The 25634-nt window shown below is 67.7% G+C and carries 18 protein-coding genes and 5 pseudogenes; 7 read left to right on the top strand and 16 right to left on the bottom strand.

Translation table 11 applies throughout. The annotated features are described in order from the left end of the window. Positions 1-3: 3 nt before the first annotated feature. The 4 genes from ACH492_RS08635 to ACH492_RS08650 all read right to left on the bottom strand — a co-directional run bounded on the left by ACH492_RS08635 (position 4) and on the right by ACH492_RS08650 (position 4093). The gene (locus ACH492_RS08635) at positions 4-1302 is read right to left on the bottom strand and encodes an SLC13 family permease (protein WP_398984204.1); all 1299 of its coding nucleotides are present in this window, start codon (positions 1300-1302) and stop codon (positions 4-6) included. Then, positions 1299-1757, bottom strand: a complete 459-nt coding sequence (locus ACH492_RS08640) for a CBS domain-containing protein (protein ID WP_398984206.1) — start codon at positions 1755-1757, stop codon at positions 1299-1301. The genes ACH492_RS08635 and ACH492_RS08640 overlap by 4 nt, the downstream gene beginning before the upstream one ends. Next, positions 1744-2985, bottom strand: coding sequence for a cation:proton antiporter (locus ACH492_RS08645; RefSeq protein WP_398984207.1), 1242 nt, complete (start codon positions 2983-2985; stop codon positions 1744-1746). Before ACH492_RS08645 ends, ACH492_RS08640 begins: the two co-directional genes overlap by 14 nt. Positions 2986-3439: 454 nt before the next feature. Further along, positions 3440-4093 carry a DUF4142 domain-containing protein gene (locus ACH492_RS08650; RefSeq protein ID WP_398984209.1) on the bottom strand — a complete coding sequence of 218 codons (654 nt, stop codon included), beginning with the start codon at positions 4091-4093 and terminating at the stop codon, positions 3440-3442. A 251-nt stretch (positions 4094-4344) separates the two neighbouring features. Here ACH492_RS08650 and ACH492_RS08655 point away from each other — a divergent pair. The 3 genes and pseudogenes from ACH492_RS08655 to ACH492_RS08665 all read left to right on the top strand — a co-directional run. Continuing rightward, positions 4345-5334: pseudogene (locus ACH492_RS08655) on the top strand (PP2C family protein-serine/threonine phosphatase); the annotation flags it as partial. Positions 5335-5406: 72 nt separating this feature from the next. Continuing rightward, positions 5407-5937: a MarR family winged helix-turn-helix transcriptional regulator gene (locus ACH492_RS08660; protein ID WP_398984211.1), complete on the top strand. Its 531-nt coding sequence runs from the start codon at positions 5407-5409 to the stop codon at positions 5935-5937. A 593-nt stretch (positions 5938-6530) separates the two neighbouring features. Then, a pseudogene (locus ACH492_RS08665) lies at positions 6531-6731 on the top strand (helix-turn-helix domain-containing protein); the annotation flags it as partial. 75 nt (positions 6732-6806) lie between these two features. Here ACH492_RS08665 and ACH492_RS08670 read toward each other — a convergent pair. The 5 genes and pseudogenes from ACH492_RS08670 to ACH492_RS08690 all read right to left on the bottom strand — a co-directional run. Further along, a pseudogene (locus ACH492_RS08670) lies at positions 6807-6926 on the bottom strand (transposase); the annotation flags it as partial. Further along, entirely contained in the window at positions 6884-7114 is a 231-nt protein-coding gene (locus tag ACH492_RS08675) for a hypothetical protein (RefSeq protein WP_398984844.1), read from the bottom strand. The gene ACH492_RS08675 and the pseudogene ACH492_RS08670, both read right to left, overlap by 43 nt. 80 nt (positions 7115-7194) lie before the next feature. Then, complete coding sequence (locus tag ACH492_RS08680; protein WP_398984213.1) at positions 7195-12087, bottom strand: DNA repair ATPase; 4893 nt, start codon at positions 12085-12087, stop codon at positions 7195-7197. 133 nt (positions 12088-12220) lie between these two features. Continuing rightward, positions 12221-14254, bottom strand: a complete 2034-nt coding sequence (locus ACH492_RS08685) for a flotillin family protein (protein ID WP_398984215.1) — start codon at positions 14252-14254, stop codon at positions 12221-12223. Between the two features lie 72 nt (positions 14255-14326). Beyond that, positions 14327-14818 carry a hypothetical protein gene (locus ACH492_RS08690; RefSeq protein ID WP_398984217.1) on the bottom strand — a complete coding sequence of 164 codons (492 nt, stop codon included), beginning with the start codon at positions 14816-14818 and terminating at the stop codon, positions 14327-14329. Between the two features lie 246 nt (positions 14819-15064). Here ACH492_RS08690 and ACH492_RS08695 point away from each other — a divergent pair, with 246 nt between their 5' ends. Beyond that, positions 15065-16123, top strand: coding sequence for a PucR family transcriptional regulator (locus tag ACH492_RS08695; protein WP_398984219.1), 1059 nt, complete (start codon positions 15065-15067; stop codon positions 16121-16123). A 661-nt stretch (positions 16124-16784) separates the two neighbouring features. Continuing rightward, the gene (locus ACH492_RS08700; protein ID WP_398984221.1) at positions 16785-17312 is read left to right on the top strand and encodes a TerD family protein; all 528 of its coding nucleotides are present in this window, start codon (positions 16785-16787) and stop codon (positions 17310-17312) included. A gap of 262 nt (positions 17313-17574) precedes the next feature. Here the strand turns inward: ACH492_RS08700 and ACH492_RS08705 are convergent, their stop codons facing one another. The 3 genes and pseudogenes from ACH492_RS08705 to ACH492_RS08715 form a co-directional block, all read right to left on the bottom strand. Next, entirely contained in the window at positions 17575-18612 is a 1038-nt protein-coding gene (locus ACH492_RS08705) for an SPFH domain-containing protein (RefSeq protein WP_398984223.1), read from the bottom strand. A 4-nt stretch (positions 18613-18616) separates the two neighbouring features. Then, positions 18617-19048 (bottom strand): NfeD family protein, encoded by a 432-nt coding sequence (locus ACH492_RS08710; protein WP_398984225.1) that lies wholly within the window; start codon positions 19046-19048, stop codon positions 18617-18619. Positions 19049-19207: 159 nt separating this feature from the next. Next, positions 19208-19563 (bottom strand): annotated as a pseudogene (locus tag ACH492_RS08715) (MerR family transcriptional regulator). A gap of 514 nt (positions 19564-20077) precedes the next feature. On the opposite strand from ACH492_RS08715, the gene ACH492_RS08720 reads away from it, so the two are divergent. Beyond that, positions 20078-21100 (top strand): DNA-directed RNA polymerase subunit alpha, encoded by a 1023-nt coding sequence (locus ACH492_RS08720; protein WP_398984227.1) that lies wholly within the window; start codon positions 20078-20080, stop codon positions 21098-21100. On the opposite strand, the pseudogene ACH492_RS08725 reads toward ACH492_RS08720, so the two are convergent. From ACH492_RS08725 to ACH492_RS08740, 4 genes and pseudogenes are all read right to left on the bottom strand, one after another. Next, positions 21000-21209, bottom strand: a pseudogene (locus tag ACH492_RS08725) (hypothetical protein); the annotation flags it as partial. The gene ACH492_RS08720 and the pseudogene ACH492_RS08725 overlap by 101 nt on opposite strands. A 352-nt stretch (positions 21210-21561) precedes the next feature. Beyond that, entirely contained in the window at positions 21562-22134 is a 573-nt protein-coding gene (locus ACH492_RS08730; RefSeq protein WP_398984229.1) for a hypothetical protein, read from the bottom strand. 321 nt (positions 22135-22455) lie between these two features. Next, complete coding sequence (locus ACH492_RS08735) at positions 22456-23523, bottom strand: ATP-binding protein (RefSeq protein WP_398984231.1); 1068 nt, start codon at positions 23521-23523, stop codon at positions 22456-22458. An 836-nt stretch (positions 23524-24359) separates the two neighbouring features. Continuing rightward, positions 24360-24725: a deaminase gene (locus tag ACH492_RS08740; protein WP_398984233.1), complete on the bottom strand. Its 366-nt coding sequence runs from the start codon at positions 24723-24725 to the stop codon at positions 24360-24362. 591 nt (positions 24726-25316) lie between these two features. On the opposite strand from ACH492_RS08740, the gene ACH492_RS08745 reads away from it, so the two are divergent. Beyond that, entirely contained in the window at positions 25317-25559 is a 243-nt protein-coding gene (locus ACH492_RS08745) for a hypothetical protein (RefSeq protein ID WP_398984234.1), read from the top strand. The last annotated feature ends 75 nt before the right edge of the window (positions 25560-25634 follow it).

The following is a 25634-nucleotide window of genomic DNA, read 5'->3' on the forward strand; positions in this document are numbered from 1 at the left end:
CGGTCAGGCCAGGGCGAAGTAGCGCAGCCAGACGTACACCGCCGAGATCGCCACGGTGACGGCGGTGACGACGAGTCCGTACTTGGTGAACTGCCAGAAGGAGATGGGGGTGCGGTTGCGCTCGGCGATGCCGAGAACGACGACGTTAGCGCTGGCGCCGATCGCGGTGGCGTTGCCGCCGAGGTCCGCGCCGATGGCCAGGGCCCACCACATGACATGGTTGGTGTCGCCGCCCATCGCCTCGACCAGGTCGCTGGTGATGGGTGCCATGGTGGCGACGTACGGGATGTTGTCGATGATGCCGGACAGCACGGCGGAGGCACTGAGCAGCAGCATAGTGCCGCCCAGCTCGTTGTCGCCGATGGCGTCGGCCAGCGCCGTGGACACCTCGCCGATCACGCCGGTCTCGATCAAGGCGCCGATCATGATGAACAGCCCGGCGAAGAAGGCGAGCGTGGGCCACTCGACTTCTTTGAGTACGTCCCCGGTCTCCGCGGTGGACAGGGCGATCAGCAGGCCGGCGCCGAGGAGCGCGACGACGCTGGGCTCGTAGTGGAGCACCGGGTGCAGGACGAATCCGGCGACGACGAGTGCGAGGACGATCAGGCCCTGGACGAGGAGCCGGGGGTCACGGATGGCTTCGCGCTCCTCCAGCTCCATCACCTCGGCCGCGCGGTCCTCGTCGTACAGGAACGCCTTGCGGAACAGGAAGCGGCACATGGCGATCAGCACCACGATCAGCAGAGCGGACAGCGGGGCGAGGTGGACGAGGAAGTCGTTGAAGGTGAGGCCGGCCCGGCTGGCGATGATGATGTTCGGCGGGTCGCCGACGAGAGTCGACATACCGCCGATGTTGGAGGCCAGGACCTCGGCGATCAGGAACGGGGCGACCGGAAGCGCCAGCCGCTCGCACACCAGCAGGGTCACGGGCGCGATGAGCAGCACGGTGGTGACGTTGTCGAGCAGAGCGGAGGCCACGGCGGTGATCACGATCAGCATGACCATCACCCGGAAGGGCCTGGCCTTGGCTCGCTTCACGGACCAGATGGCCAGGTACTCGAACATGCCGGTCTTCTTCAGCACGCCGACGATCATCATCATGCCCATCAGCAGGAAGATGACGTTCCAGTCGATGCCGCTGTGCTGGGAGTAGAAGGCGGACTTGTCGTCGGTCGCCCCGATCGCCAGCATCAGCCCGGCGCCCCCGAGGGCGGCCCCCACCCGGTGGATCTTCTCGCTGATGATCAGGGCGTACGTGCCGGCGAAGACGGCGATCGCCGCCCAGCTCTGCCAGTCGTTCACGATCCTCCGATCAGCCGCTGCATGAGGCGGGCGGCCGTGATGGCACCCACGAACCGGACCTGGTCCCCGTCGCGTTCGATGACGGCGACGAGCGGGCTGTGGGTCCGGGCCATGAGGGCCGCCACCTGCAGCGCTCCCGCGTCGGGCCCGACCACCGGCGGCGCGTATGTCCGCGGCGGCAGCCACTGGGTGACCGTCAGGCCCGCGATCTTCTCCGTGACCTCGGCGAGGTGCCGGTCGTCGATCACGGCGGCGACGTGCGGGGCCTCCAGGACGTAGTCCGGTACCAACTGCTTGATCAGCTGGGAGCCCGGCACGATGGCGTACGGCTGCTGGTCCGCATCGAGCACGAGCAGTGCGGGCAGCTTGCGCTCGGCCAGCAACCGTGCCGCATCCAACGCGCTGTCGTCCGTCGAGACGGAGGGGTAGGGCTCTGCGAGTTCATGCGCGCGCATGGCCGGTCTCCTTGCTGTGGTGTGTTGTCACTTCGTCATGGTCGGCAGGGATGTCCGCCAGGTCATCGACGTGGAAGAGCCGGGCGATCGGCACGTCGGTGCTGCTGTGGGCGATGATCGAGGCCGCGATGCAGACGGCGATGAGGGTGTATGCCTCTTGGCCCTGCGGGATGCCGGACTGAAGCACCAGCAGGCCGTAGACCACCGATGCGAAGCCCTTGGGCCCGAACCAGGCCGCGACCAGCTTCTCGCGGCGGTCGAACCGCGTTCCGATGAGCGATATCAGCAGCGATGCCGGGCGGATGAGCACGATCGCCAAAACCACGGCGACGTACCCGCCGATGGACAGGTCGCCGAACAGCTGCGGAGTGAGCAGCGCGCCGAAGACCAGCAGGGCCGCGAACTTGGCCAGCTCGGCCAGCGCCTCACCGAGCGGCTCGAACGCTGCCGTCGCCTCCGGAGAGGCCGAAGCGAGCACGGCACCCGCGGAGAAGGCCGCGAGGTAGGGGTTGGCGTGGGTGAGGTGGCACAGCCCGTACAGGATGATCCCGGTGGCCAGCGGCAGCAGCGGCTGCAGTTTCGCTTCCGCGCCGAGCAGCCGGAACCGCACGAGGCCCGTGACGAGCAGCGGCAGCACGATGCCAAGGGCGAGGCCGCCTCCCAGCTCCAGGGCGATCTTCCCGAGCGATGCCTCGGCGTGGCCGGCCGTGGGGCCGGCCGCGGCGATGAGGATCAGGACGACCGGCAGGGCGAGGCCGTCGTTGATGCCGCTTTCCACATTCAGCAGCTGCCGTAGTTTGGCGGGGACTTCCTTGCGGCCGACGATCGCGGAGGCGAACACTGGGTCGGTGGGCGCCAGCACCGCACCGACAAGGAACGACGTCGTCCAGTCCAGACCCACCACGTAGTGCGTGATCAGGGCCATGCCGACGAACGCGAGCGGCATGCCCAGGCCCAGAGCACGCGCCGGGTTCTTCCAGTTGGCGCGCAACTTGGGGAACGAGACGTGCATGCCGTCGGTGAACAGGACCGCGAACAGGGCGAGGTCCGCGGTGACCGCGACGATCTCGCTGTCCGGTGTGATGTGGATCAGGCCGAGGAAGCCGTCACTGACCAGCGCTCCGCCGACGAGAAAGAGGAACGAGGTGGACAGGACGGTACGGGCGGCAAGCCCGGAGAGCAGCACGGCAATCAGCAGTGCGACTCCGAAGACGGCAACGAGCACCATGAGGGTGTCCCCCGATCGGCAAGGTCGGCAAAGAGAGCTCTCTCGAATTCGCCGACCAGGCTTCCCGGCACACCGCTGGGAACCTTACCCGCTCTTTACGCAATATTGGCAGGTCTCTAGCGCACATCCCGGGCGCTCCTACGCTGCCGGGCCCCGGCAGCGGTTTCTGGGGTGAGCATGCGGTGCAGCGCGCTCGGTCTCGCGGCGGCTGAAATGCTCGCAGACCCCGCGGGGCAAACCCGCCCCGGAGTTCGGCTTTGGCGAGGAGGGCTCCGGTGGATGGGCCGGCGTGCCGTGTCGAGCTGCGTCACCGTGCCAGCGCCGAGCTCCCGGGCAGGGGCCGCTTCGCGCCGGGCCCTCCTCGCCAAGGAGCATTGCACAGTGCAAAGGAGAGTTCCAGAGTTCGGACCCCACCCGGCGCACGTCGCCGGCCCATCCACAGTCCCGGCGTTCCCTACTGAGGTGTCACTGCTGCTTCGACTTCCTTGAAGGTCGCGCTGTCGACGAGTCCGGTGTCTTCCAGGACTTCGAGGTGGTCCAGGACGGTCTGGTTGGCCTGGCGCGCGTGCCGGCGGATGAGGTCGTTCTGGGTGGCTGCCCTGACTTCACCGATCGTGGCGAAGATCTTCCCGTGCGAGGCGCGCAGCAGGTTGGCGAAGAGGCGGTCGAACTCGTCCCCGTGGGCGTTCTCCAACTGCTCGACGAAGCCCTGCTGTTCAGGAGTTGCCTGGTCGGGGAGCGCGACGCCGAGGATCTTGGCGTCTTCCCGTACGAGCTGGTCGAGCTTGCTGTGGCCGTCGATCAGATGCAGTCCCGCGCGCCTCACGGCGTCGCTGGAGGCGTGTGTCTGCGCCAGCCGCCCGGCGGGAATCTCCCACAGTCCGGCCTGCCGCACCTTGACCAGGAACGTCTTGTCCACCTCCGTCACCGGCTGCGGGCCCGACTGGGCCCGGCCCGAGACGCCGGTGGTGGTGGAGTGGCCGCTGCCGTGCAGCGAACTCCCGGCCGCGGCCTGGCCGGCCGATGCTTCGCCACTGCTGCCCCGTATCAGGATCAGGACGGTCGCGACCGTGGCACAGGCCGCAGCGATGATTGCAATCGTCCGCATCGAAATCCTGGGCCGTGCTGCGCGTCGGTTCGTACGCATGATGCCTCCCGGTTCGGCATGGAGAACTTGTCGTTCATGTCGTCGGGAGCTGGTTGTGGCGACTGGCACGGCGCGCAACAAGGGGTACGAGTGTGAGCACCGAGATGTTCAACAGGACTTGAAGGACTGCGCGGTCGGGCCGGATTCCAGCCGTACGAAGGGGATCGACTCCCCGGCCCGGCGGAAGGCCTCCAAGGAGCCGTCGACTCGAGGCCGTGATCGACGTCATCGCGGGACCCTCGGTGGGGTACCTGCCCCTGGTGTCCCTGGGCCCCGCCTTCGCCGGGCTGGTCGGCGGCTGGCGGCGCACGGCGCTGATCGGCGGGCTTGCTCTGGTCCTCTGCGTGGGGCTCGGCATGTACGACGGGCTGTTCGCCGGCCGCCGCGGCTTCACCGCGCTGGCGTCGGTGGCCGGGGTGACGGCGGCCGGGCTACTGGCGGCAGTCATGCGGCAGCGGCGGGAGGCCGAGTTGGCCAGTGTGCGTTCGATCGCGGAAGTCGCTCAGCGGGTGCTGCTGCGGCCGGTGCCGCGCAGCGCCGGACATCTGTGGGTGGCCGTGTCGTACACGTCCGCGGTCGCCGAGGCCCGGATCGGCGGGGATCTGTACGAGGTCGTCGCCTCGCCGGGCGGCGTCCGAGTGATCGTGGGAGATGTGCAGGGCAAGGGCTTGGAGGCGGTGGAGACCGCGGCTGTCGTGCTGGGCGCCTTCCGGGAGGCCGCGCACGACGAACCCGATCTGCGCAGCGTCGGCGCACGGCTCGAACGGGTCGCCGACCGGGAGCTGCAGGGGGAGAAGTTCGTGACCGCCGTCCTCGCCGAAGTCGGCGACGACCGGAGAGTGACCCTGCTCAACTACGGCCATCCAGCACCCGTGATCGTATGCCCCGACGGCACGGTGCGCTTCGTCGAACCGCCCCACAGTGCGCTGCCGCTCGGCCTCGGCATACACGGGACCCAGGGACCGCAGCCGTACGAGACGGAATTCACGCCCGGGGACCAGCTGCTGCTCTACACCGACGGAGTCACGGAGGCCCGGGACCGCACGAACAGCTTCTACCCCCTCGGTGAGCGAGCCGTTCTGCTCAAGGACCCGGACCCCGAGACGGCGCTTCAGACACTGCGGGGAGATCTGGTCCAGCACGTGGAAGGGCCTCTCCACGACGATGCGGCGATGCTGCTGCTGAGGTACCACGAGCGATGACGGAGGGGCTGTCGTCGTGGACTGCAGGGGGCAGCGAGTAGCGGAGCGGCCGGGGCACGGTAGAAAAGGGGTATGGCCGAGAGCGATCAGCCCCTGCGGGGCATGGACGACGTCGACGCGGTGACCCGCGCGGTGCTGACCGCGTCCCGGCTGCTGGTCGCCGTCTCCGCGCGCTCCCTGGCTGCTGTCGAGGACCGGGTGACGTTGCCCCAGTTCCGGCTGCTGGTGGTGCTGTCCACCCACGGCTCGGCCAAGCTCGTGGTGCTCGCCGACCGGCTCGGTGTCAATCCTTCCACTGCCATGCGCATGCTCGACCGGCTGATCGCGGCCGGCCTGGCGGACCGTCAGATCAACCCGGACAACCGGCGCGAGACGGTGCTGCAGTTGACGCGCGAGGGCCGCAGGCTCGTCGAGGACGTCACCGCCAGACGCCGACAGGAGATTACGACGATCGTGGAACGCCTCGCCCCGGAACAGCGCTCCGCCCTGATCGATGCGCTGACGGCATTCACCGAGGCGGGCGGAGAACCGGCCGTGCCGACGGGAGACGGCAGCCTCCACCCGCTGGGTTGGGCGGATACACCCTTGCAGCAAGGCGGTTGAGCGCTTGCCATGATGCACCTGGCTCCCGGGCACTACGCTTCCGTGCCGGGAGCCGGCCCGCTGCCTGGAGGGTGGACAGATGAGCCAGTCGGATCATGATGTGGCTGCGGGATTCCGCTATGTCATGCAGTGGATATGCGGCCTTATAGCGCTTGGTGCCCTGGCTGTGGTCGGCTTGGTGGTGCTCGTGGCAGCTCCCAGCGACTTGGTCTTCATCTTCAAGCGAGGGTCATTGCTGCCTGAGATCTTGGTATTCGCTGTCTCTGCCATGGTCTGGTTGGGTCTTATGGTCTACAGGGCGGCGTCACGTTCCGGCGGCCAGGCAGAGGGTGACGAGTGAGTCTGCTCGCGCGGCAAAGGCACCGGCCATTCCTGATGAAGACCTCCGCGAACTGGCGGACAGCTTGGTCATCGACCTGGGAGATTGCCGGTTGAGAGAGGCCCCTATCTGGATGGCTTGGACCAGACAGGGGCCTCTCCGCATGTCCGGGATGAGCTGGCCTGGCTTCTTCAAGGCGGCCAGCGGATCTGTGACTGGGCTCCCGCGGGAAATGCCCGGCTAGGTGCACCCGATGACGGCGTAGCGTAGGAGCATGTGCTCTGAGCACCTGGGTGACCGGCTGAATCGTCTGCGTCGCCTCGCTGATCTGACGCAAGAGGGTTGGTCGGAGCGATCCGGCGTATCCGTCGACGTCATACGCAAGTTGGAGCAGAAGAGCAGGCACAGTGCGCGGCTCCCAACTCTGCACGACCTTGCGCGTGGGTTGGGCATAGAGCTGACGAGCCTGCTTGGCTGTCGGCGAAACCTCAAAAATGTGGTTCAGTCTCACTTTCCGTGCTTGGGCCACGGAGGGTCACCGAAACCGCGATCACGAACGGCCCACGTCTGCGAGGAGGACTCGTTTGCGGAGCAGGTCGAAGTTGGCGCGGCCGAACATCTGCCGCTTCAGCATTTTGATCTTGTTGTTGTGACCCTCGACCGCGCCGGAGCCATGCCGATCAGGGTCCGTGCGGTGACCCTGGTCGTCGTGTGGCGCGCCGACGGGCGTTCCCCGCACAGCTCACCGAGCAGGAGGAAGCCGAGGGGAGCAGCCACCAGCCCCAGTACGGTCCCGAACCGGCGTGCCTCGGCGATGCTGCCGAAGACGAAGCGAAGCACCAGCAGTGTCGCCACCATGCCCGTACGCGCTCGCCGACGGGTCGTGACCAAGCCGGGCGACTTCCCGGGGCAGCTGCGCCGTACAGGCACGCGGCGTCTCACTGCTCCCCTTGGCCCGGCGCCGGACGCACCGCGTGCCGGGCCGCTGGGTTCGCCGTCAGACGGCGCGAGTCGGCGGCACGGTTGATCGCCGACTCGACGGCGGCGATCCGGTCGCCGAGGAGCCCGAGCGCGGCGACGGCTCGGGCAAACTGGTCGCCCTCCGGGCCACCGAGGGCCTGTGTTCGCACGTACGCCGTCTTCAACTCGGCCCAGCGCAGAGCCTGTTCAGCGGTGAGCATGCCGCGCAGCTCGGCCAGCTTCAGCAGGTTGGACTCGGCGCCGGTGGCGAGAGTCTGGGCCTCGGCCGTGTAGTGGTCGTCGATCAACGCCGCCAACTCGGTGTCATTCATGACCGGCTGGATGCGCTGGGCGATCTTGTTCATGTTGCGGTAGGAGCCCTGGAGCTGGAAGGGCGGCTCGGTGCGGGTCGCGTCCGATCGGGCCGCCGAGGCGATGTACGCGGCGTTCACCGCCAGGACCGTCTCGCGGGCCGTCAGCAGGTGGCGCAGCACGGCCAGGATCCGCTCCAGCTCGGCGCGCGCGTACGGGTGGGTCAGCCGGTCGGCGCGGGCCGTCAGGTCGCCCTCGGCCAAGCGGATCAGCAGCTCCAGGTCCGTGCGGTCGCGGCCGGCGAGCGGGGCGAGGACCGGGTTCGACGTCAGCGCGTTCTCGATGAAGCTGACCGCGAAGGCGCCCTCCTTGCCGGTCAGGACCTCGCCCAAGTTCCACACGTCGGCGCGGTTGGCGAGCATGTCGGGCACGCGGAAGCGGCTGCCGGACTCGGTGTAGGGGTTGCCGGCCATGCACACGGCGAACCGCTTGCCCCGCAGGTCGTAGGTGCGTGGCTCCCCATTCCGCACGCCCTCCATGCGGCGCGTGGCATCGCACAGCGGGATGAACTTCTGCAGCAGCTCGGGCGAGGTGTGCTGGATGTCGTCCAGGTAGAGGAGGGTGTTGTTGCCCGCCTCCAGCGCGAAGTTGATCTTCTCGATCTCCTGGCGGGCCGTGGCGTTCGGGGCCTCGCCCGGGTCGAGAGAGGTGATGCGGTGCCCCAGCGCCGGGCCGTTGACCTTCACCAGGATCAGACCGAGCCGGTCGGCGACATACTCCATGAGCGTCGTCTTGCCGTAGCCCGGCGGGGAGACGAGCAGGAGCAGACCGCCCGTGTCGGTGCGCTTGGTGGCGCCGGTGGTGCCGAGCTGCTTGGCGAAGCTGTCGCCGATCAGGGGCAGGTACACCTCGTCGATGAGCCTGCTGCGCACGAACTCCGACATCACCCGCGGCCGGTACTCGTCCAAACGGATCCGGGTGCGCTCGGCGGCCACCAAGGCCGTTCGGCGGCGCTGGTAGGCTCGGTGGGCGGGGACCTCGTGGGCGCGGAACTCTCGTGTCCGGGGGAGGAGTTCGTCGATACGGACGGTGAGCGTACGGCCGATGACGCGTGGGTGGGTGCCGAGCAGCCCCTCGACGGTCTCGGTCAGTGGAGCGTCGGACTCGTAGCGGGCCAGGTCCGGGCACAGCTCGGCGGCCACCGCCTCGGCCAGGTCACCGGGGGCGATGTTCGCGTCGGTGGCGGAGGTGTACGAGGTCAGCCACGTCTCGACTAGCTGCTTGCGGGCGGCCAGGTCACCGAGGGCGGCGAGGTCGTCGTCATATGCCGAAGTGCCGACCGTACGGCGGAACTTGTCGAGCAGCGTGCGGCTGCCACTGCTGATGACGAAGCCGTCGGGGCCGCTGGTCAGCTCCTCGAAGAGGTATGCGGCGGCGGCACCGGCAACCGGGCCGGTGATCGCCTCGGCCAACTCTCCCTGCAGGGCGGCGATCGCGGGCGCCAGTCCGAAAGTGTCCCGGGCCCGGGCCATGGACACCGCGCGCCGGGTCAAGCTCTCGCGTACCTCGGGCGTCGTGCCGTGCGCCCAGTACATCTGGGCGGCGGCGCGGGCGGCGGCCTCGTGGCGGAGCAGGCCGGCGCCCTCGTGCAGACGCAGGAGGGCGGTGAGGATCAGGGTCGCGTCGTGGTCGTGGACGCCGCGCTCGTAGCCCTCGTCGTACGCCGCCTCGGCCGCCATCCGGACCAGGGCGGGCAGGTCGTCTGCCTCCGCGAGCGCCGCCGGGCCGTGCTCGTCGAGCAGGCGGGCGGCGAGGTGTTCGGCGCGGTAGACCTCGGTCGACTCCGACGGCAGCGGGCGGTCCCAGTACGGACGGGTCTCGGCGAAGTCCGGGTCCGTAACCGGGGAGCGGTAGTCCGTGCCGGCGAGCGCAAAGGCGAGGGAGTCGCCGTGCGGGACCAGCATAAGGTTCAGTGGCTGAGTGTTGACGGCGAAGCGGTGGGTGCCCAGCCGCAGGGTGCGGCCGTCGTCGGTGAACAGGTCGGTGCGGTCGCGTAGGGCACGCAGTGCCTCCTGGCGGGCGGACTTGAGGCGGCCGTCCAGTTCCTCCGCGCGCACTTGGTCGCCGAGTTCGCGCAGCTCGTCGGCGATGCGGCCGACCTTGGCGGGCATCGGGTCGGAGGCGAAGTACGTGGCGACGTCGTCCGCGTCAGGGAGGGCGGCGGCGCGCCGGGTGAGCGTCTCCAGGACGCGAGCCGCCGAGTCGGCGAGGCGCTCGGCGCGGCGGGCGCGGGCGTCGGCGAGGGTCTGCTTGCGGGCCGAGAACGCCTCGTGGACCTCCTCGCGCTTGTCCGCGAGATCTCTGAGGAAGTCGTCGAACGCGGCGAACCGGGACTCCAGATTCTCCACCTGCACGAGCAGGCGGGCAAGCTGTTCGTCGCACGTCTCGGGGCTGTCGGCGGACGCGAGCGCGCCGGTGACGGCCTGGCCGAGCAGCGCGAACTCGGCGGCGAACTCGGCGCGTCCCTCCCGGTCGAGCAGTGCGCGGCGGCGGCCGTCGAGGGTGGCGCGGGCGCGGTTGACACCACCCAGTACTTCAGCGATCCGCTCCAGGATCGACGTACGGACCGTCGCGTCACCGATGTCGAAGCCGGCCACCACCTCAGTCACCGTCCGCAGACCGTCGGCGAGTTCGTCGAGGAGGGCGGTGACGGGCGCGGCCTCGGCGACCGTGGCGATCGCTTCGGCATCGGCGACGAGCCGCTCGATGTCGGCCCGGTGGCCGGCGAACGCGTCCTCGCGGGCGAGGTGGGCGACGGCCCGCTGCCCGAAGGCGGCAAGGTCCAACTCCGCGTCGGCGGCGAGCTCGTCGATGCGGACGGTGTCGGCGTACCGCATGTCCTTGAGGGTGAGCAGGTGCCCATGGGCGTGCCGGAGTTCGGTTAGCCCCGACACCCACGCGGCGGCGCTGCGGGGGGCCTCGCCACGCAGACGTCGTACGACCGTGGCGACGCGCGCGGCAGCGTCGGCGAGCGCGTCGGCGGCCTGGCGGGTGAGGGCCTGGACGGTCTCGAACTCGGCCAGCACCTGCTCGGCGGTGGACCTCAACTGCTCCAACGGCCCGTGCAGGTCGCCGAGTTCGGTATCGCCCAGCCAGTGGTAGGAGTCGGCGGCCCGGACGCACGCGGTGGCCAGCGCCTCGTAGACCTCGCTCGTCGGGGTGGTCTCTGCGACGGCGCGGGTGATGGACAGGCAGTCGGAGATGCCACGGACGAGGTCGGCGTTGCCGACGCGGGCGAGCGGGCCGGTGCCGGCCGGCTGGGCGGCGGCATGGGTGTCGGAGACGTACGGGGAGTTCCACAGCTGGAGCGGGTGCACGCGGGCCGGCTCGTCGCTGTCGGCGCGCAGGACCATGAGTGTGCCGTCGTCGAAGAGGGCCCAGCCGTGGCAGGACAGCGGGGTGGCGACTTCCTTGCGGATCATGTTGTACGGCAGCAGCAGGCTGCGGCCTTCCAGGCGCGCGTGGAAGGCGAACAGGACATCCTCGCCGTTTGGCGAGCGCACCTCGCGTTCGAATTCCAGGTCGCTGGTGTCGAGGTCGTACGTCTTGTGCGCGCCGGTGGCCAGGTAGTAACCGCCGGGGAAGACGATGCCCTGGTCCTCGGGCAGGCGGTGGCAGGCCCGGCCGATGCCGTCGAGGCGGACGACCGTTCTGGTGAGGGTGTTGAAGACCAGGTAACGGTGGACATCCTCCTTGTAAGGGAGGATGTCCAGCACGATGAGCGCGCCCACGCGCGCGTACGCGATGTCCGCGTCGGCGAGCGACTGCAGCGGCTCGTCCACCGGCTCGGTATAGATCCCCTCGCCCGCATCCGTATTGTCCTCGACCTTGACGGTCAGCGACCCCCCGACCGTCTCGACGAAGACCTCGCCCTCGATGGAGACGTGCGGGTGGCGGCCGAGGACGTGATCCTCGCGGGTCGGCCGGGTCCACGCGAAGTCGTGGGAGGGCGGGAAGACGTGGTCGCGGTCGCCTCGCGCGTCCAGGAAGGTCGCCCGGCCGTCGTCGGTGAGCGCCCAGCGCAGCACGCGGATGTCGCCGGCCTTCTCCCCGGTTTGGAAGACGGCCAGCAGTTTGCCGTCGACGCGGCGGAGTTGAAGGAGGTGGGCCTGGCGGTAGTAGCGGTAGAGGGCGGCGAACTCGCGGACGAAGGCGGGGCCGTCGAGCAGGCTAGGCACGGCGTCGTCGGGCAACCGGTTCAGGTCTCGGTCGTGCAGCGTGAAGACGTCGCCGACGGTGGTCTCGGGCCCCCGGCCGGGGAAGATGTTGTGGCCGAAGAGGAGGGCGTCGCCGACGGAGACGATGTCGCGGGGCGTACAGGTGTGTTCGGTGCGCAGCCGCTCGGTGCGCGTCAGCTCCAGCCGGGTTGAGCCGAACTCCTCGGTGCGGCGGGCGTTGAGCGCCTCTGCGCGGCGGGCGAGGTCGGCGGCCTGCACGGTGAGGCGGTCGCGCAACACCTCATACGTGCCGGCGTCCGGACCGGTGGTCCCGGTGGTCATGGAGTCCCTCTCGGAGGTCGGAGAAACGTGGTCCGGAGCTGCCGTCCCCTGTGCGGCAGCTCCGGACCACGGGCCGGGTGGGCCGTGTCGGCGCAGCTCGGATCCTGGCCTGCCGGCAGGACCCGGCGGCAGGTCAGGCCCTGGCGGTGCCGTTGAGAGCGGCGAGCGAGGTGTCGGCGAGGCCCAGCTCGCCGGCCTTGTCCAGCAGTTGCTTCACCTGTCCGGCGTTCGTGCCACCGCTGTTCATGAGCTTCATCAGCAGGGCGGACACGGTCAGGTTCTGCACGTCGGCCGTGGAGACCGCGCCGAGAACACGGCTGAGGTCGTCGGTGAAGCTCGACGTGCCGTCCAGCCAGGGCTTTGCCAGCGCCTGCGCGGTCTCGGAGTGCTGGACGAAGCCGTCGACGCCCTTGCCGAGTGCGATGGAGGACATCAACCGGTCGAAGAAGACCGACTCCCCGCCGACGATGCTGATGTCGGCGTTCTCCAGCCCGGTGGCGAGCACCGTGGCCTGCGCCTCAGCGACCTGCCGCTGCACGTCCAGCCCTGCAAGGCGGATGTCCTTCTCCGCCTCCAGGCGCAGCCGGTACTCCTCGTGGCCGCGGGAGGCGTCGTCCAGGGCGGCCATCGCGGCCGCCTTCTCGGTGAGACCGGCAGCCTCGGCCTTCAGCTTCCCGCTGATACCCTCCGCCTCGGCCAGCGCCTTGGCCCGCGCACCGTCGGCTTCGGCACGCAGCCGGGCCTGGGTCGCCTCCGCCTCCGCGCGGCCGGCCTTCTCGAGGACCTCGGCCTCCTTGTCGCGGACCTGGACGGCCGCGAGCCCCTCTGCCGCGCATTCGGCCTGAACACCCTCGGCGAGCCGCAGTTTGGCCTGCGCGTCGAGGTCAGCGCTCTTCAACCGGGCCTCGGCCAGGGTCACTTCCTCGGCGGCGCGGTGCACGGCGGCCTGCTCGGCGGCTTCGGCGGCCTTGATGTCCTTGACCAGCTGCTCCTGCGCCTCGGCCTCGGCGGCGATGATGACGGCCTGCCGCTGCCGCTCCGCCTCCTCGACGGCGCGCAGCTTCTTGATGGACTCCTCCTGCTCGGCGACCGTACGGTCCACCGCGATGCGCTCGCGGACGACTTCGGCTATGTCCCGCTTCTCGGCCTCGACCTCCTTCGAGGCGGAGATCCGAGTCAGCTCGGTCTCCCGCTCCCGTGCGATGACTTCGAGGAGCCGGTCCTTCTCGATGCGCTCGTTCTCGATGGCGATGACCCGCTCGCGGTTCTTCGCAGCCACGGCGACCTCGCGGGCCTGGTTCTCACGCTGGATGCCGAGCTGCTCCTCGGTCTTCAGGAACGCGCCCTGGGCCCGCAGCCGCTCCTCCTCCATGACCCGTGCCGTCTCGGCCTCCTCGCGGGCCCGTACGGTGTCGATCTCCCGCTTCTGCTTGATCTCGGCGTCGGCCTGGCGGCGCTCCAGCTCCAGGATCGCTTCACGCGCGTCGACGTTCTGCCGAGTGATCTCCTTCTCCTCCGTGCGCTGGGCCTCGTTGGTGCGCACGTGCTCCACGGCCGTCAACTCGGTGATCTTCCGGATGCCCTGGGCGTCCAGGACGTTGGCCGGGTCGAGCTGGGTCAGCGGCGTCTGCTCCAGGTAGTCGATCGCCGCGTCCTCCAGGTGGTAACCGTTGAGGTCGACGCCGATGACCTCGATGATCCGGTACCGCAGCTCCTCCCGCTTGGTGTACAGGTCGGTGAAGTCCAGCTGTTTGCCGACGGTCTTCAGCGCCTCGGAGAACTTCGCGTGGAACAGCTCCTGCAGCGTCTTCTGGTCGCTCGCCCGCGCGGTGCCGACGGCCTGGGCGACCTTGATGACGTCCTCGACGGTCTTGTTGACCTTCACGAAGAACGAGATCCGGATGTCAGCACGGATGTTGTCCCGGCAGATAAGCCCATCCTTGCCGGCCCGGGTGATCTCGATGGCCTTCACCGAGATGTCCATCACCTCGGCCTTGTGCAGCACCGGCAGAACGACCTGCCCGGTGAAGGTCACGTCGACCTTCCGCAGCTTGGAGACGATCAGCGCCTTGCCCTGCTCCACCTTGCGGAACAGCTGTGAGACAACGAGTACGACAAGGAGGCAGACGGCGACGAGCACGCCGATGCCCACGATCATGGCAGTCATGGCATACGTCCTTGAGGCGTAAGGGAGTTGAGGAAGAGGAAGGCTGAAGGTGAGATCCGGCGGCGCCGAGGCTCAGGCGGCGCGGTCCCGCGGCTGGAGCACGGCGTCACGGGACGCGCCCCCATATTGATCGCGGCACCCGGCACCTCGTAGCCCGGTGCCGTCGCCCGTGCGAGCCTCGCTCAGCACGGGCAGCGCGGGTTCATCCGGGAAGAGGCAGTGCAACGGCCGCACGATCAGGCAGGTCGTGGCCCAAGCGACCAGCAGAGCTCCCACGGGCACCACCAGGCGCAGCAGCCCGGTGACAGGTCCGGGGAGCACGAATACGGCAACCACAACCGCCGCTCCGACACTCAAAGACCAGGCGAGCACCGTCAGCACAGAGAAGGCGACCGCCACGGGCACCCCGCCCAAGCGCCATGCCCGAAGGTCCACGTCCGTGTCGAAGCTGTCGATGCCGACGGCCCCCACGCCGGCCAAAAGCCAGAAGCAGACGACCACGACGACGGCAGCGGTCAGCAGGATCGTGGGCAGGCCCGTGGCCGCTACCAGAAATGTCCGCATCTCCTGGCCCCCCTTTCCACCCGCGGCGCGCATCAGTCGTCTCCGACAGCGCACGGCCGTTCTGGGCCTCGGTGCCGGGCACCTGCCGGTGTCCGGCATCGAAACCATCCGCCGTGCCCCCTCGAGCCATGCTGCACGATCCGATCCCGGCCGCGCATTGCCGGTTTCCGGAAGTGTTCATTAGGGTCTGCATGCCGGTGGCCGCTAAGAAACCGTCACCGGCGCGTCAAGAATCCGGGGGACGATGTGACGGACCGGGAAGTTCCCGAGCAGTATTTGGACGGTTACGCCGAGATCCTGGCCGAGGTGTCGGCCACCGGGCGACGCCTCACCCGGGACGAGATCTCCTCCCGCCGCGCCCTCGGTGAGCAGGCCGCCGAGGCAGGCCACGGGCTGCGCGCCCTCGTCAGCGCGCATCTGGCCGCTGCCCGCACGGCCTGGCCCGCTTCGCCCGGCTCCGCCGACGGCGCGCTTTCCGCCGTGCAGCAGGTCATCGACGCCTTCGCCGAGGGATACGAACGCGCCCAGCTTGTCGCCGTGCGCCAGGAAGAGGCCGCCCGCCGGGAGTTCATCGACGACCTCCTCTACGGCCGCAGCGACCTCGGCCGCCTCGCTGAACGCGCCGAGCGCTTCGGTCTGCGCCTGTCCCACGCTCACGCGGTCGCCGTCGCTCAGGGCCCCACCGCCTACGACGAGGGCGACCCGGTGCCCCGACAGGTGGAAGGCTCCCTCATAGCCCGGTTCGGCGACCGCAATGTCCTGCTCACCACCAAGGACGGCCGCCTGCTGTGCATCGCCCCCGGCCACCAGGACGAGGTACTCGCCCACTTCGCCAAGCAGGCGCACGCGGCCACCGACGGCGGCCGGGTCGCCATCGGCCGCCCCCAGCCCGGTCCCGGCGGCGTCGTCCAGTCCTACGAGGAAGCTCTCAACGCCCTCGAACTCGCCGAGCGCCTCGACCTCGACGACCCGGTCCTGCGCTCCGCGGACTTGCTGGTCTACCCCGTCCTCACCCGCGACCGCCAAGCCATGTCCGACCTCGTCGCCGACACTCTGGGCCCGCTCACTACGGCCCGCGGCGGCGCCCAGCCCCTCCTCGACACCCTCACCGCCTACTTCGATTCCGGCTGTGTGGCCGCCGAGGCCGCCCGCCGCCTCTCCCTCAGCGTGCGCGCCCTGACCTACCGCCTGGAACGCATCCACAAACTCACCGGCGCCAATCCCGCCGACCCCGCCCACCGCTACATGCTCCAGACCGCGGTGATCGGCGCCCGGCTGCTGGACTGGCCCGCCAAGGACCTCTGACACCCGGCCTCCCGAGCGCACCGTGCCAAGTGACCGCGCCCGGAAGGGCCGGACATGTCAAGCCTGGGCAAGGATCGCCGAGCGCAAAACTGGCCGGCTCCTGGGCAGACAGTCCCGACAGGTGCTCATTCCACCCGTCGGCCCAGTCGCCCAAGGCCATACGGTCCACCCGGTTGGGGCCGGCGGAGGTGCAAATGTTCCGGCGGGCTCCAGACGCGGATCACCACGGTGCGTGATATGAGCTCGATCAAACGGCTGTGAGCCTGGCGAGCCCATGACGAGATATGCGGAGGATCATGGAAATACATGTCCCCGCTGGCCGACAAGCGAGCCAGAGTCTTCAATGTCCACAGCGTGTGGACAGACCCGCCCGAATACCCGAATCCAGTGTCTGCGGGCGAACCTGTCATGGACAACCAGTGCCACCTCGACCGCGTCATCGACGGAGTGCCTGCCCCGCCCTGCACACCATTACCCGGGCGGTCCGATCTGTTCGTGCACGGGACGCCGGAAGGCCAGTACTTCAGTGCCACCCGAGGAACGCACCGGCTGCCGCAGGAGCCAGCCGCACAAGGCTTCAACAGGTCAGCCAAGAGCCATACTTGACCTTGCGGGGGGGGACCATCCAGTGGTGGCTTGACATGGGAGAGGCAGCAATCGGGTGGGCAACGACAGCCAGGGAGTGGGGAAGGCCCAGGTACGGCTCAAGTGGGACCCGAGTCCCTGGAATCAGCCACCTCACCATCTCGACATCATCGCCACGACGTACTCGACGGATGCCCCCTACGGGCGGCCTGGGTACGTCGTCCACTTCGACAGCCGCTCACCGGACGGCACCATCAACATGAGCCGGCACAGCCAGACCGGTCAGGGCTTGGGCTACGTCGAAGTGATGACCCTGGAGCTCGATCGCCTCGCTCCCTCCTTCGCACGGGTGGTCGTAGGCGTGGCGATCCACCAGAACAGCGGCCCAAAGACATTCGGCGACATATCGAACGCCGGAGTGCTCGTTATCGAGGGGTACAAGGAGCTGCTGAAGGATGAGTTCGCGCAGGTCGCCGGATCCACCGCCGCGACCGTCGCGGAGTTCGCCCGGGATACCTCCGGAGCGTGGGAGTTTCACGAGATGGTCCGAGGGCTCGACAGCGACCCCGTGGTCTTCGCTGCAGAGATGGGCAGCGCCCCATAACGCTGACCGCCAGCAGCGCAGAAACGTACCGCCGATCACGGTGGCGCCTTGATGAGCGCGTGGAACCGGAGCAGCAGGCAACCCGAAAGCGTTCTCGGCCCTGGCGTTACTCGTCCGACTCGGGCGGCTGGGCGTAGGCCCATCCGGATGTCTCCGCACGGGTGCACTCAAGCGGCGCACGGTGACGAGCGGCGATTGCCAGATCGTCAGGCGCTCGGAGGCTTCCGTGTGCGAGTTGCGCTGGCAGAAACGCCGCCCGCCGTCAGCGAGGCCGGTGAGACGGGAGGGCATCGGGGGTGACGCCCTCGGCCTTGGCTGCGTCGGCGAGGGCCGCGGCAGCGGCTTCTTCCGCCTGAGCCTTGTCGTTGGCGGCCTGGGCAACCATGTCGTCCGAGGGCTTCTCGCGAGTGGCCGGCGACTGGGGCAGCACCTCAGTGAAAGCGCGGGACACGCCCTGGAGTGCGGCGGTGATCTCGCTGGGGATCACCCAGAAATTGTTGCCCGAGCCTTGCGCGAGTTGGGGCAGCGCCTGGAGGTACTGGTAGGCAAGCAGCTTGGGGTCGGGATCGTTGCGATGTACGGCCTGGAAAACCTCGTCGATGGCCCGGGACTGGCCCTCGGCCTGGAGGATCGCAGCGGTACGGTTACCCTCCGCTCGCAGGACAGCGGCCTGTTTGTCGCCTTCGGCGGTGAGGATCTGCGACTGACGCTGCCCCTCGGCCCCCAGAATCGCGGCCCGCTTGTCCCGCTCGGCCCGCATCTGCTTCTGCATCGCGTCCTTGATGGACTGCGGCGGGTCGATGGCCTTGATCTCCACCCGGTTGACCCTCAGCCCCCACTTTCCGGTGGCCTCGTCCAACACGCCACGGAGCTGGCTGTTGATGGTGTCCCGTGAGGTGAGCGTCTTTTCCAGGTCCATGGATCCCACGACGTTGCGCAAGGTGGTGACCGTGAGCTGCTCGACCGCCTGAAGGAAATTCGCGATCTCGTAGAAAGCCGCTCGCGGGTCCGTGACCTGGAAGTACAGAACGGTGTCGATCTCGACAACCAGATTGTCCTCGGTGATGACCGGCTGCGGTTTGAAGGAAACGACCTGTTCCCGCAGATCGATCACCGGATGAACGCGGTCGATGTAAGGGATCACGAGGCTGAGGCCGGGATTCAGGGTCCGGTGGTAGCGACCGAGCCGCTCGACATTACGAGCGCGTGCCTGGGGCACGATACGGACCGCCCGCACCACGGTGAAAACCGCGATCAGCGCGACGATCAGGCCGGCAATCAAGAACGCCGAGGTTTCCATGGTTTCAGTCCCGGGGGTAGACGATCGCGGTGGCGCCGCTGATCTCCATAACTTCGACAGTCGTTCCTGGAGGAATCACCAGCGTCTCGTCGTAGGCGCGGGCCGTCCATTCCTCACCGTCGATGCGGACCCTGCCGCCCAGGCCCGTCACCTCTGAGACGACATAGGCAGCCCTGCCGACCAGTGCGTCTACGCCGAACCGCTTCGCTTGGGGCTGGAGGACGTGGCGCAGCGCAATGGGGCGTACGAACAGCACGGTGATCGTAGCGACGACGGTGAACACCAAGAACTGCAACGGCAGTGGCAGCCCGACCGCGGCGGACCCTGCCGTGACCAAAGCGGCCGCACTCAGCATTCCGAGCGCAGCAGTAAGGGTGAAGATCTCCGCCGCAGCCAACACGGCTGCGATGATCAACCAGATCAGCCATGGATCCATTGCGTGCCTCTTCTGACCGGTGCGGGCGCGAAGGGCCTGACTCCCACCATTGGGCCCCGATACGGGACAGCCGCGATACCTCTGGGAAAGGAAACCCTGCCCCAACGATCGGGAGGTGTACTGGTGCTATGTGCATCCCGAACAAGCTACGTCGTATCTTTACGGCAATTTTACCCATGAGGGAAGATCCGCGAACTCCTCAGCGCGGGCAAGCTGGGTGCGAGGATCGACCATCCGCTGCTGAGCGGCCTGTTCGAAGCCGCGTATCCGCTCCAGCAGTTCCTCTCCGGTCGGTGGCCTCGAGCAGGCCGCGCATCTCGTCGAGGGTGAAAGCCCGGCAGCTTCATACGGCGGATGACCATCAGGCGGGCGACGTCGGCCTCGGTGCAGACGCGGAAGCCGTCCTGGGCGGGCGGAGGGGACGCCAAGGCCGGTCTCTCGTAGTGCCGGATGGTGCGCAGCGACAGCTCGGTCCGTGCGGCGCCCTCGCCGATCTGTATGTGCTCGCTGCTCACGCGGCGACCCCGCCGGCAAGACCGTCGACGACGTCCGGCCCATCCGCGACGACATCGAGCACCGCGTCCGCCGACTCCTCGACGACCTCGGCGTCCCGGCTCAGCACTGACAGCGCAGATTAGTACGGCCGTCCGGTCCACGACTGTCTTCGCCGACGTGCACAGCGACTGAGGCGACGGAGGTTCCGTGCCAGGACGTATCGGCTAGGCACAGCGCTGTGAGCGGTGCACACCACCCCTGCCAACTGTCCCGGCCAACGCCATGATCACGACATCACCCGGCCATGGCCGCGGGGGGCCTTCCTGGCCGTCCTGCGCGCCCGCGAGCTGGACGCGGGCAAAGCAGAAACGGCCGTGGGGACGGCGGGAGGAAGGGAGGCCCGAAGCCTCCTCGCTGGGTTGGCGATACGAGCGGTTCGGCCTCTGCGGAGACCGTATCGCCCGTATCGCCCGTACCCTTCGTGGTGTCTACGGCGTCGCATAGCGGGCGCCAAACCACTGGAGGCAACACCCCGTGCTGATTGCTCAGCGTCCGTCCCTGACCGAAGAGGTCGTCGACGAGTACCGCTCCCGGTTCGTGATCGAGCCGCTGGAGCCGGGCTTCGGCTACACCCTCGGCAACTCCCTGCGCCGTACGCTCCTCTCCTCGATCCCGGGTGCGGCGGTCACGTCCATCCGCGTCGACGGCGTTCTGCACGAGTTCACCACCGTGCCGGGCGTCAAGGAGGACGTCACCGACATGATCCTCAACATCAAGCAGCTGGTCGTGACCAGCGAGCAGGACGAGCCGGTCGTGATGTACCTGCGCAAGCAGGGCCCGGGTCTGGTCACCGCCGCCGACATCGCGCCCCCGGCCGGTGTCGAGGTGCACAACCCCGACCTCGTCCTCGCCACGCTCAACGGCAAGGGCAAGCTGGAGATGGAGCTGACCGTCGAACGCGGTCGCGGTTACGTCTCCGCCGTCCAGAACAAGCAGGTGGGCCAGGAGATCGGCCGCATCCCGGTCGACTCGATCTACTCGCCGGTTCTGAAGGTCACGTACAAGGTCGAGGCGACCCGTGTCGAGCAGCGCACCGACTTCGACAAGCTGATCGTCGACGTCGAGACCAAGCAGGCCATGCGTCCGCGTGACGCCGTGGCCTCGGCTGGCAAGACGCTGGTCGAGCTGTTCGGTCTGGCGCGCGAGCTCAACATCGACGCCGAGGGCATCGACATGGGCCCGTCCCCCACGGACGCCGCCCTCGCCGCCGACCTGGTACTGCCGATCGAGGAGCTGGATCTCACGGTCCGCTCCTACAACTGCCTCAAGCGCGAGGGCGTCCACTCCGTGGGTGAGCTCGTCGCCCGCTCCGAGGCCGACCTCCTGGACATCCGCAACTTCGGTGCGAAGTCCATCGACGAGGTCAAGGCGAAGCTCGCCGGCATGGGCCTGGGCCTCAAGGACAGCCCGCCCGGATTCGACCCGACCGCCGCTGCCGACGCCTTCGGCGCGAATAGCGACGCGGACGCGGGTTTCGTGGAGACCGAGCAATACTGAACGCTGCGCTGCGCCGGTCATAGAGACACTTCGCGTACGGGGACGGGAGAACCTCCACGCTGTTCCCTGCCCGCTGGGCGACCTCGGCCGGGTCCACGCCCGCGCACAAAACCTGGCGAAGGCAGCCGACGACAAAGGGGCACAGTTCCGGCGCTTCACGCACAACCCGCCGCTCGGCCAGCCGACGGTCACCGGCTTCCGGCCTAGCCTGCTGTGCCCGTCACCCCAGCTGGTCTGGCGCAAGGCGACCCCGGCCGGCATCTACCACACGGGGCGTACGTCAGGCGCCTGGCCGCAGAGAAACTACGTCCGTGACGTCCACTGACAGCGCCTACCTCGCGGCGGCCCGGGCCTCCCGCCCTGTGCGGGTCAGGCGGGCCGTTCGGAGCGCTTCCCGACGACTCCACCCGGTCGTTCCATCAGCTCGATTGCTGAGAGGGGTTGAGTACGCGCCGATCAGATCAGTCCTGGCCGTCCTCCGAGGATGGTGACGGGTCGGGGCCGTCACTGAGACTGGGCGGCAGGAATTGGGCATGCTTTGAACGCAGGTATTCCACTCCGTCGTCGTGATTAGCCCGGTAATCGAGGCTGCGTTCCACAAACTTCAGACGGTGCCGGGCATCATTGATCACCTCGGACCAGGTACGCACCCGAACACGATGACGGTCGGTGCGCTGAATGTAGCCGAACGGCAGCCCTGTCTGGTTCCGGCGGGACTCGGCGAACTCGTCAAGGGAGTTGCCGATAATCCAGAAGTCCCACGAGACGTTCCGCTTGTTGAACCGCTCGTCACGCATGACCGCCAGCGCATACTTTTCGATCTGCATGAGCTCGTCCGCACCGATTACCTGACTCGGCCGCTTCAGCTCGACGACGATATTCTCAACTCGGTCCTGCGCGATCTCGCACGTGCGAGTGAATACAAGGTCGGGAATCGGATTGGTGCCGTCGTGACGCAGCACGGGCCGCGTGTGACCGGCGAGTTCGACGTCCTCGCCCAGGAAGTGGAGATATTTCGCGAGCACCTTGGTCAAGGGCTCATCGTCACCGGTCAGAGCGTATTCCTCGGCGAATACCCACGTCTCGTTGGCGAGGATCCGGTGAAGCTGCCTCCGCTCCAGCGTCTCGCGCCGCGGCTCGCTATCGAACAGTATCGTGTCGATTCCGGCCAGGAAGCTGAGCCGATCTCCGACCTTCTTCGAGGTGGCGATGATCGACGCGAGGGTAGTTCTGTTGAGCAGCTCGCTGAGCTCGGCTAGGCGCTCCGCCGACAGTTCGAGAACTCCCCTCAGAACGTTGTGGAGATTCCCCGGGTTCGACGCGAGGGCTTCACGGAGAAGCCTCAGAGTGAACTTTCACGAACGGAAGTCACCGTCGTTGATCACTTTCGACGCGCTGAAGGCGACGATGTCAAAAACCTGCCGCTCTGCGTTCTCGGCAGCAGAGGACGATCCATCGCTGTACGGGTAACTGCCTTCCGACACCCATTCCCTGATGATCGACTTGCGCTTGTCCGCACTGCGGCGTTTGAAGTGCTCACGCAGCTTCTCTTTTGCCGCCACGACAACGGAACTCATGGGCTCCAGACCGGACTCGGCAAGCAACACGTCATGCCCTCTGAATCCGCCCCACTTGAGATATGCGGTGAACTCGAATCCAGGGGCCTGAATTCCTGGCTTGATATCGTGGAGCGCCATACCGGCCTCATCGCACAGATACAAGGCCCGGTCGACCTGGCGACGCCACTCGATGACAACAAGTTGTGGCCGGTCATCCAGCCCGTCGACTTCCAGGTCGTATTCCTCGCGTTCAACTTGCAGTGCCGCCGGATTGAGCTTCTGGCCGCGCCACGAAATCTCAACGTGCCGGTAGGATTCAAGATAGATCGCAAATTCGGCCGAGAGTGTATCGATCAGCGAGTCCTGCTCAAGCTGCTTGCCGGCCGCTTCATTGACCGAGACAACTGAGACCCTGGTGCCGATGTCTCCCTCGGCCGGGGAGGTGGTGATGTCGAAGCGGCGCAGGTTGTGGCGCTCGGCGCGGATTCTCGTCTCAGTCGCAGAGTCTCCCTCATGCACCGTGCACCATTCGACGACATCACCGATGCCGAATGCCGCGAACCGCCCTTTGCCCTGCTCTCCGTGGAGGCGTCTTCCCTGCTGCCGCGTGGTCCTGGTGGACCTCTTCCATGAGCCCCCCAACGCGCCGAATCCCTGCTGCACGTCATCCGGCGACATGCCGTGACCGCGATCTGCGACGAGGACGCGTTCCACGGCACCCAGCGTGCTGAACTCGAGTCGCCCATCGACGACGTCCGCGTCCGCGTCGAGGGCGTTCCAGATGAGCTCCGTCAGGCCAGCGCGCGGACTGCGAACAAGGCGGGCCAGGTGATCTCCGTCCACCTGCACGGTCAGGGAATGCATGCGTGCATGAAAGCACAAGGTGGGCCACTCGTGTCCGACTTCGTCCAGACGCCCACCCCCCTCAACAGGTAATCCACCACCACCCGGCGCTCGCTGGGCGCCCTCCGCGCCTACGACCCGGAGCCCGCCGTCTTGCGGCACGGCACGTCCGACACTCTGTGGCAAGGACCGGCTCGCGCTGGCCGACCATTTCATCGCCGAAGCCGCCAAGGCCCGCAGCGGCCCCTCCGGCCTGTCCGCCTACGTCGCCGCCGCCCGCCAGATTGAGCGCGACAATCCCAGCGAACTCATCCAGGTCGCCGAGGCCGAGCACGGTCCCGTCGCCGGCGCGAGCCCGGAAGCCCCGCTCCTGGCCCTCCAACGCAACTCGCGCTCCAAAGGTCATGGGCAGGGGCAGCTTCCCATCGGACCGTTCACGCACTCCCCGGCGATGGCCGCTATTCCACCGACCAACTGGCCCCTAGGCCCTCAGGAAATCCGTTCAAAAAATCCACGATGGCCCTCAGTGCCCGTTCCCGCGTCACCAGGTCGGACCGCTCGAAGTTGCCCAATTGACCACCGCACACGAGCTTCACTTCGTGTGAACCGGAGCCAGGTTCCTTGAGCTGGAGAATATCCCCATCCGCTGACTCCCCCGTAACCAGGTAAAGGTCCGGGCCACCCGCAATGGACAGATATCGAAAAGGATCGTCCTCTGTGATGGAAGTCTCAGTGCGCCGTCGACCATCGAGATCCGAGATCGACTCGCTGATACGCTCCAGCGTGGGGTTCTCAACCTCCCAGTCGTTTGTCTTTGAACCGGACCTCTCGTCTCCTGCCAGTCTAATCACGGCGTTCTATCCCAACGGTTTTGGTGTGGAAGGTCTTCGAGTTGCATTGATTACAAAGATCCCTGAAGGCGAGTGAACCAGCAGTTCTTCGACGCCTAGGCCACGCATCAATGACCCGACTCCGCCAGTCGCACCACACGACCGGCAGAAATCTCGATCCACATACAGAACCGCTCTGGTTCCGGTCGCCCCGGCGTCCTTTGCCTGCTGGAATACGTCTGCTTCAGCGTGAGTCTTGGTCTGGGCGTTAACCCGGATATTAACGGGCCTACCATGCGCATTCCTGCCGAAGAAAGCTTGCCCACCGATCCGGAGACTGGCGGCGGTGAAAGTATCGTCAGCGCTACCACGTGGACCGTCATCCGGTGCCACAGCTCAACCGGGGTACCCAGGGCCAGTTCGACGAAATCGGTATCGCTGACGACCTGATGACCGCCGATGTACCTACGCATAGAGCTCTCCTGAGTCGGAGGAACAGGGAGAACCGGGGCGGCAGGCGACCTTGCTGGGGAGTCCTGCCGCCGTGGCGGAGTCGGGCAGATCCGGCTCCCCCTCACCGCCCCTGCAAGAGGGGCGGATCAGGCAACCGGCAGCGGCACGTTCGGCCGCTGAGCCGTCGGGTTGAGCAGTGCACGGATCAGTGATCCGGGCGGGCCGCCTTATCAGCGGAGGCGGTGGCCATATGGAGTTCTCAAGGAACAGCCGCTGCCTTCCGGCCCGTTTCACGGGGCCCTCCGGGCGTGGATTCAGATTGCCATGTCAATCTGACTGTCAACAGGCTTCGCCGAACACCTGAGATTGACCTAGGTCCGGTTACCCTCGGGTCTATGGATTCGAGCCCTGTCGCACCCAAGCCGACGGCCAAGGACATCGCAGCGAAGTACCGAAGAGAGATCACCGACGGCGAACGTGAACCCGGGTCGCAGCTGCCGGCAGCTCGCCAAAGATCTCGGCGTACAGCTCATGACCGTGCAGAGCGCTTACGGTCAACTTCGGGATGAGGGCCTGGTTCTCACCCAGCAGGGACGCGGGACCTTCGTCCGCGACCCCTCGGTACCGCTCGGCACCGAGCCGGGCAGCAGCCCTGCCTACGTCGCCCTGGCGGAAGAGCTCACCTCGATTCATGACGCTCTCCGTCAGCTCGGTGAGCGGCTGGACCGTCTTGAGCAAGCCGTGGGCGACGGCCAGACACCACCGCCGCGGTGAGCGCATCAGCCCGCCGTAGCAGCTGGTCCGCTCGGGCGCGCGCTGCAGCCAAACTCGCCTTGAGCAAGGCGAATT

Source organism: Streptomyces sp. NPDC019443 (genome assembly GCF_044389785.1).
GTDB lineage: Bacteria > Actinomycetota > Actinomycetes > Streptomycetales > Streptomycetaceae > Streptomyces.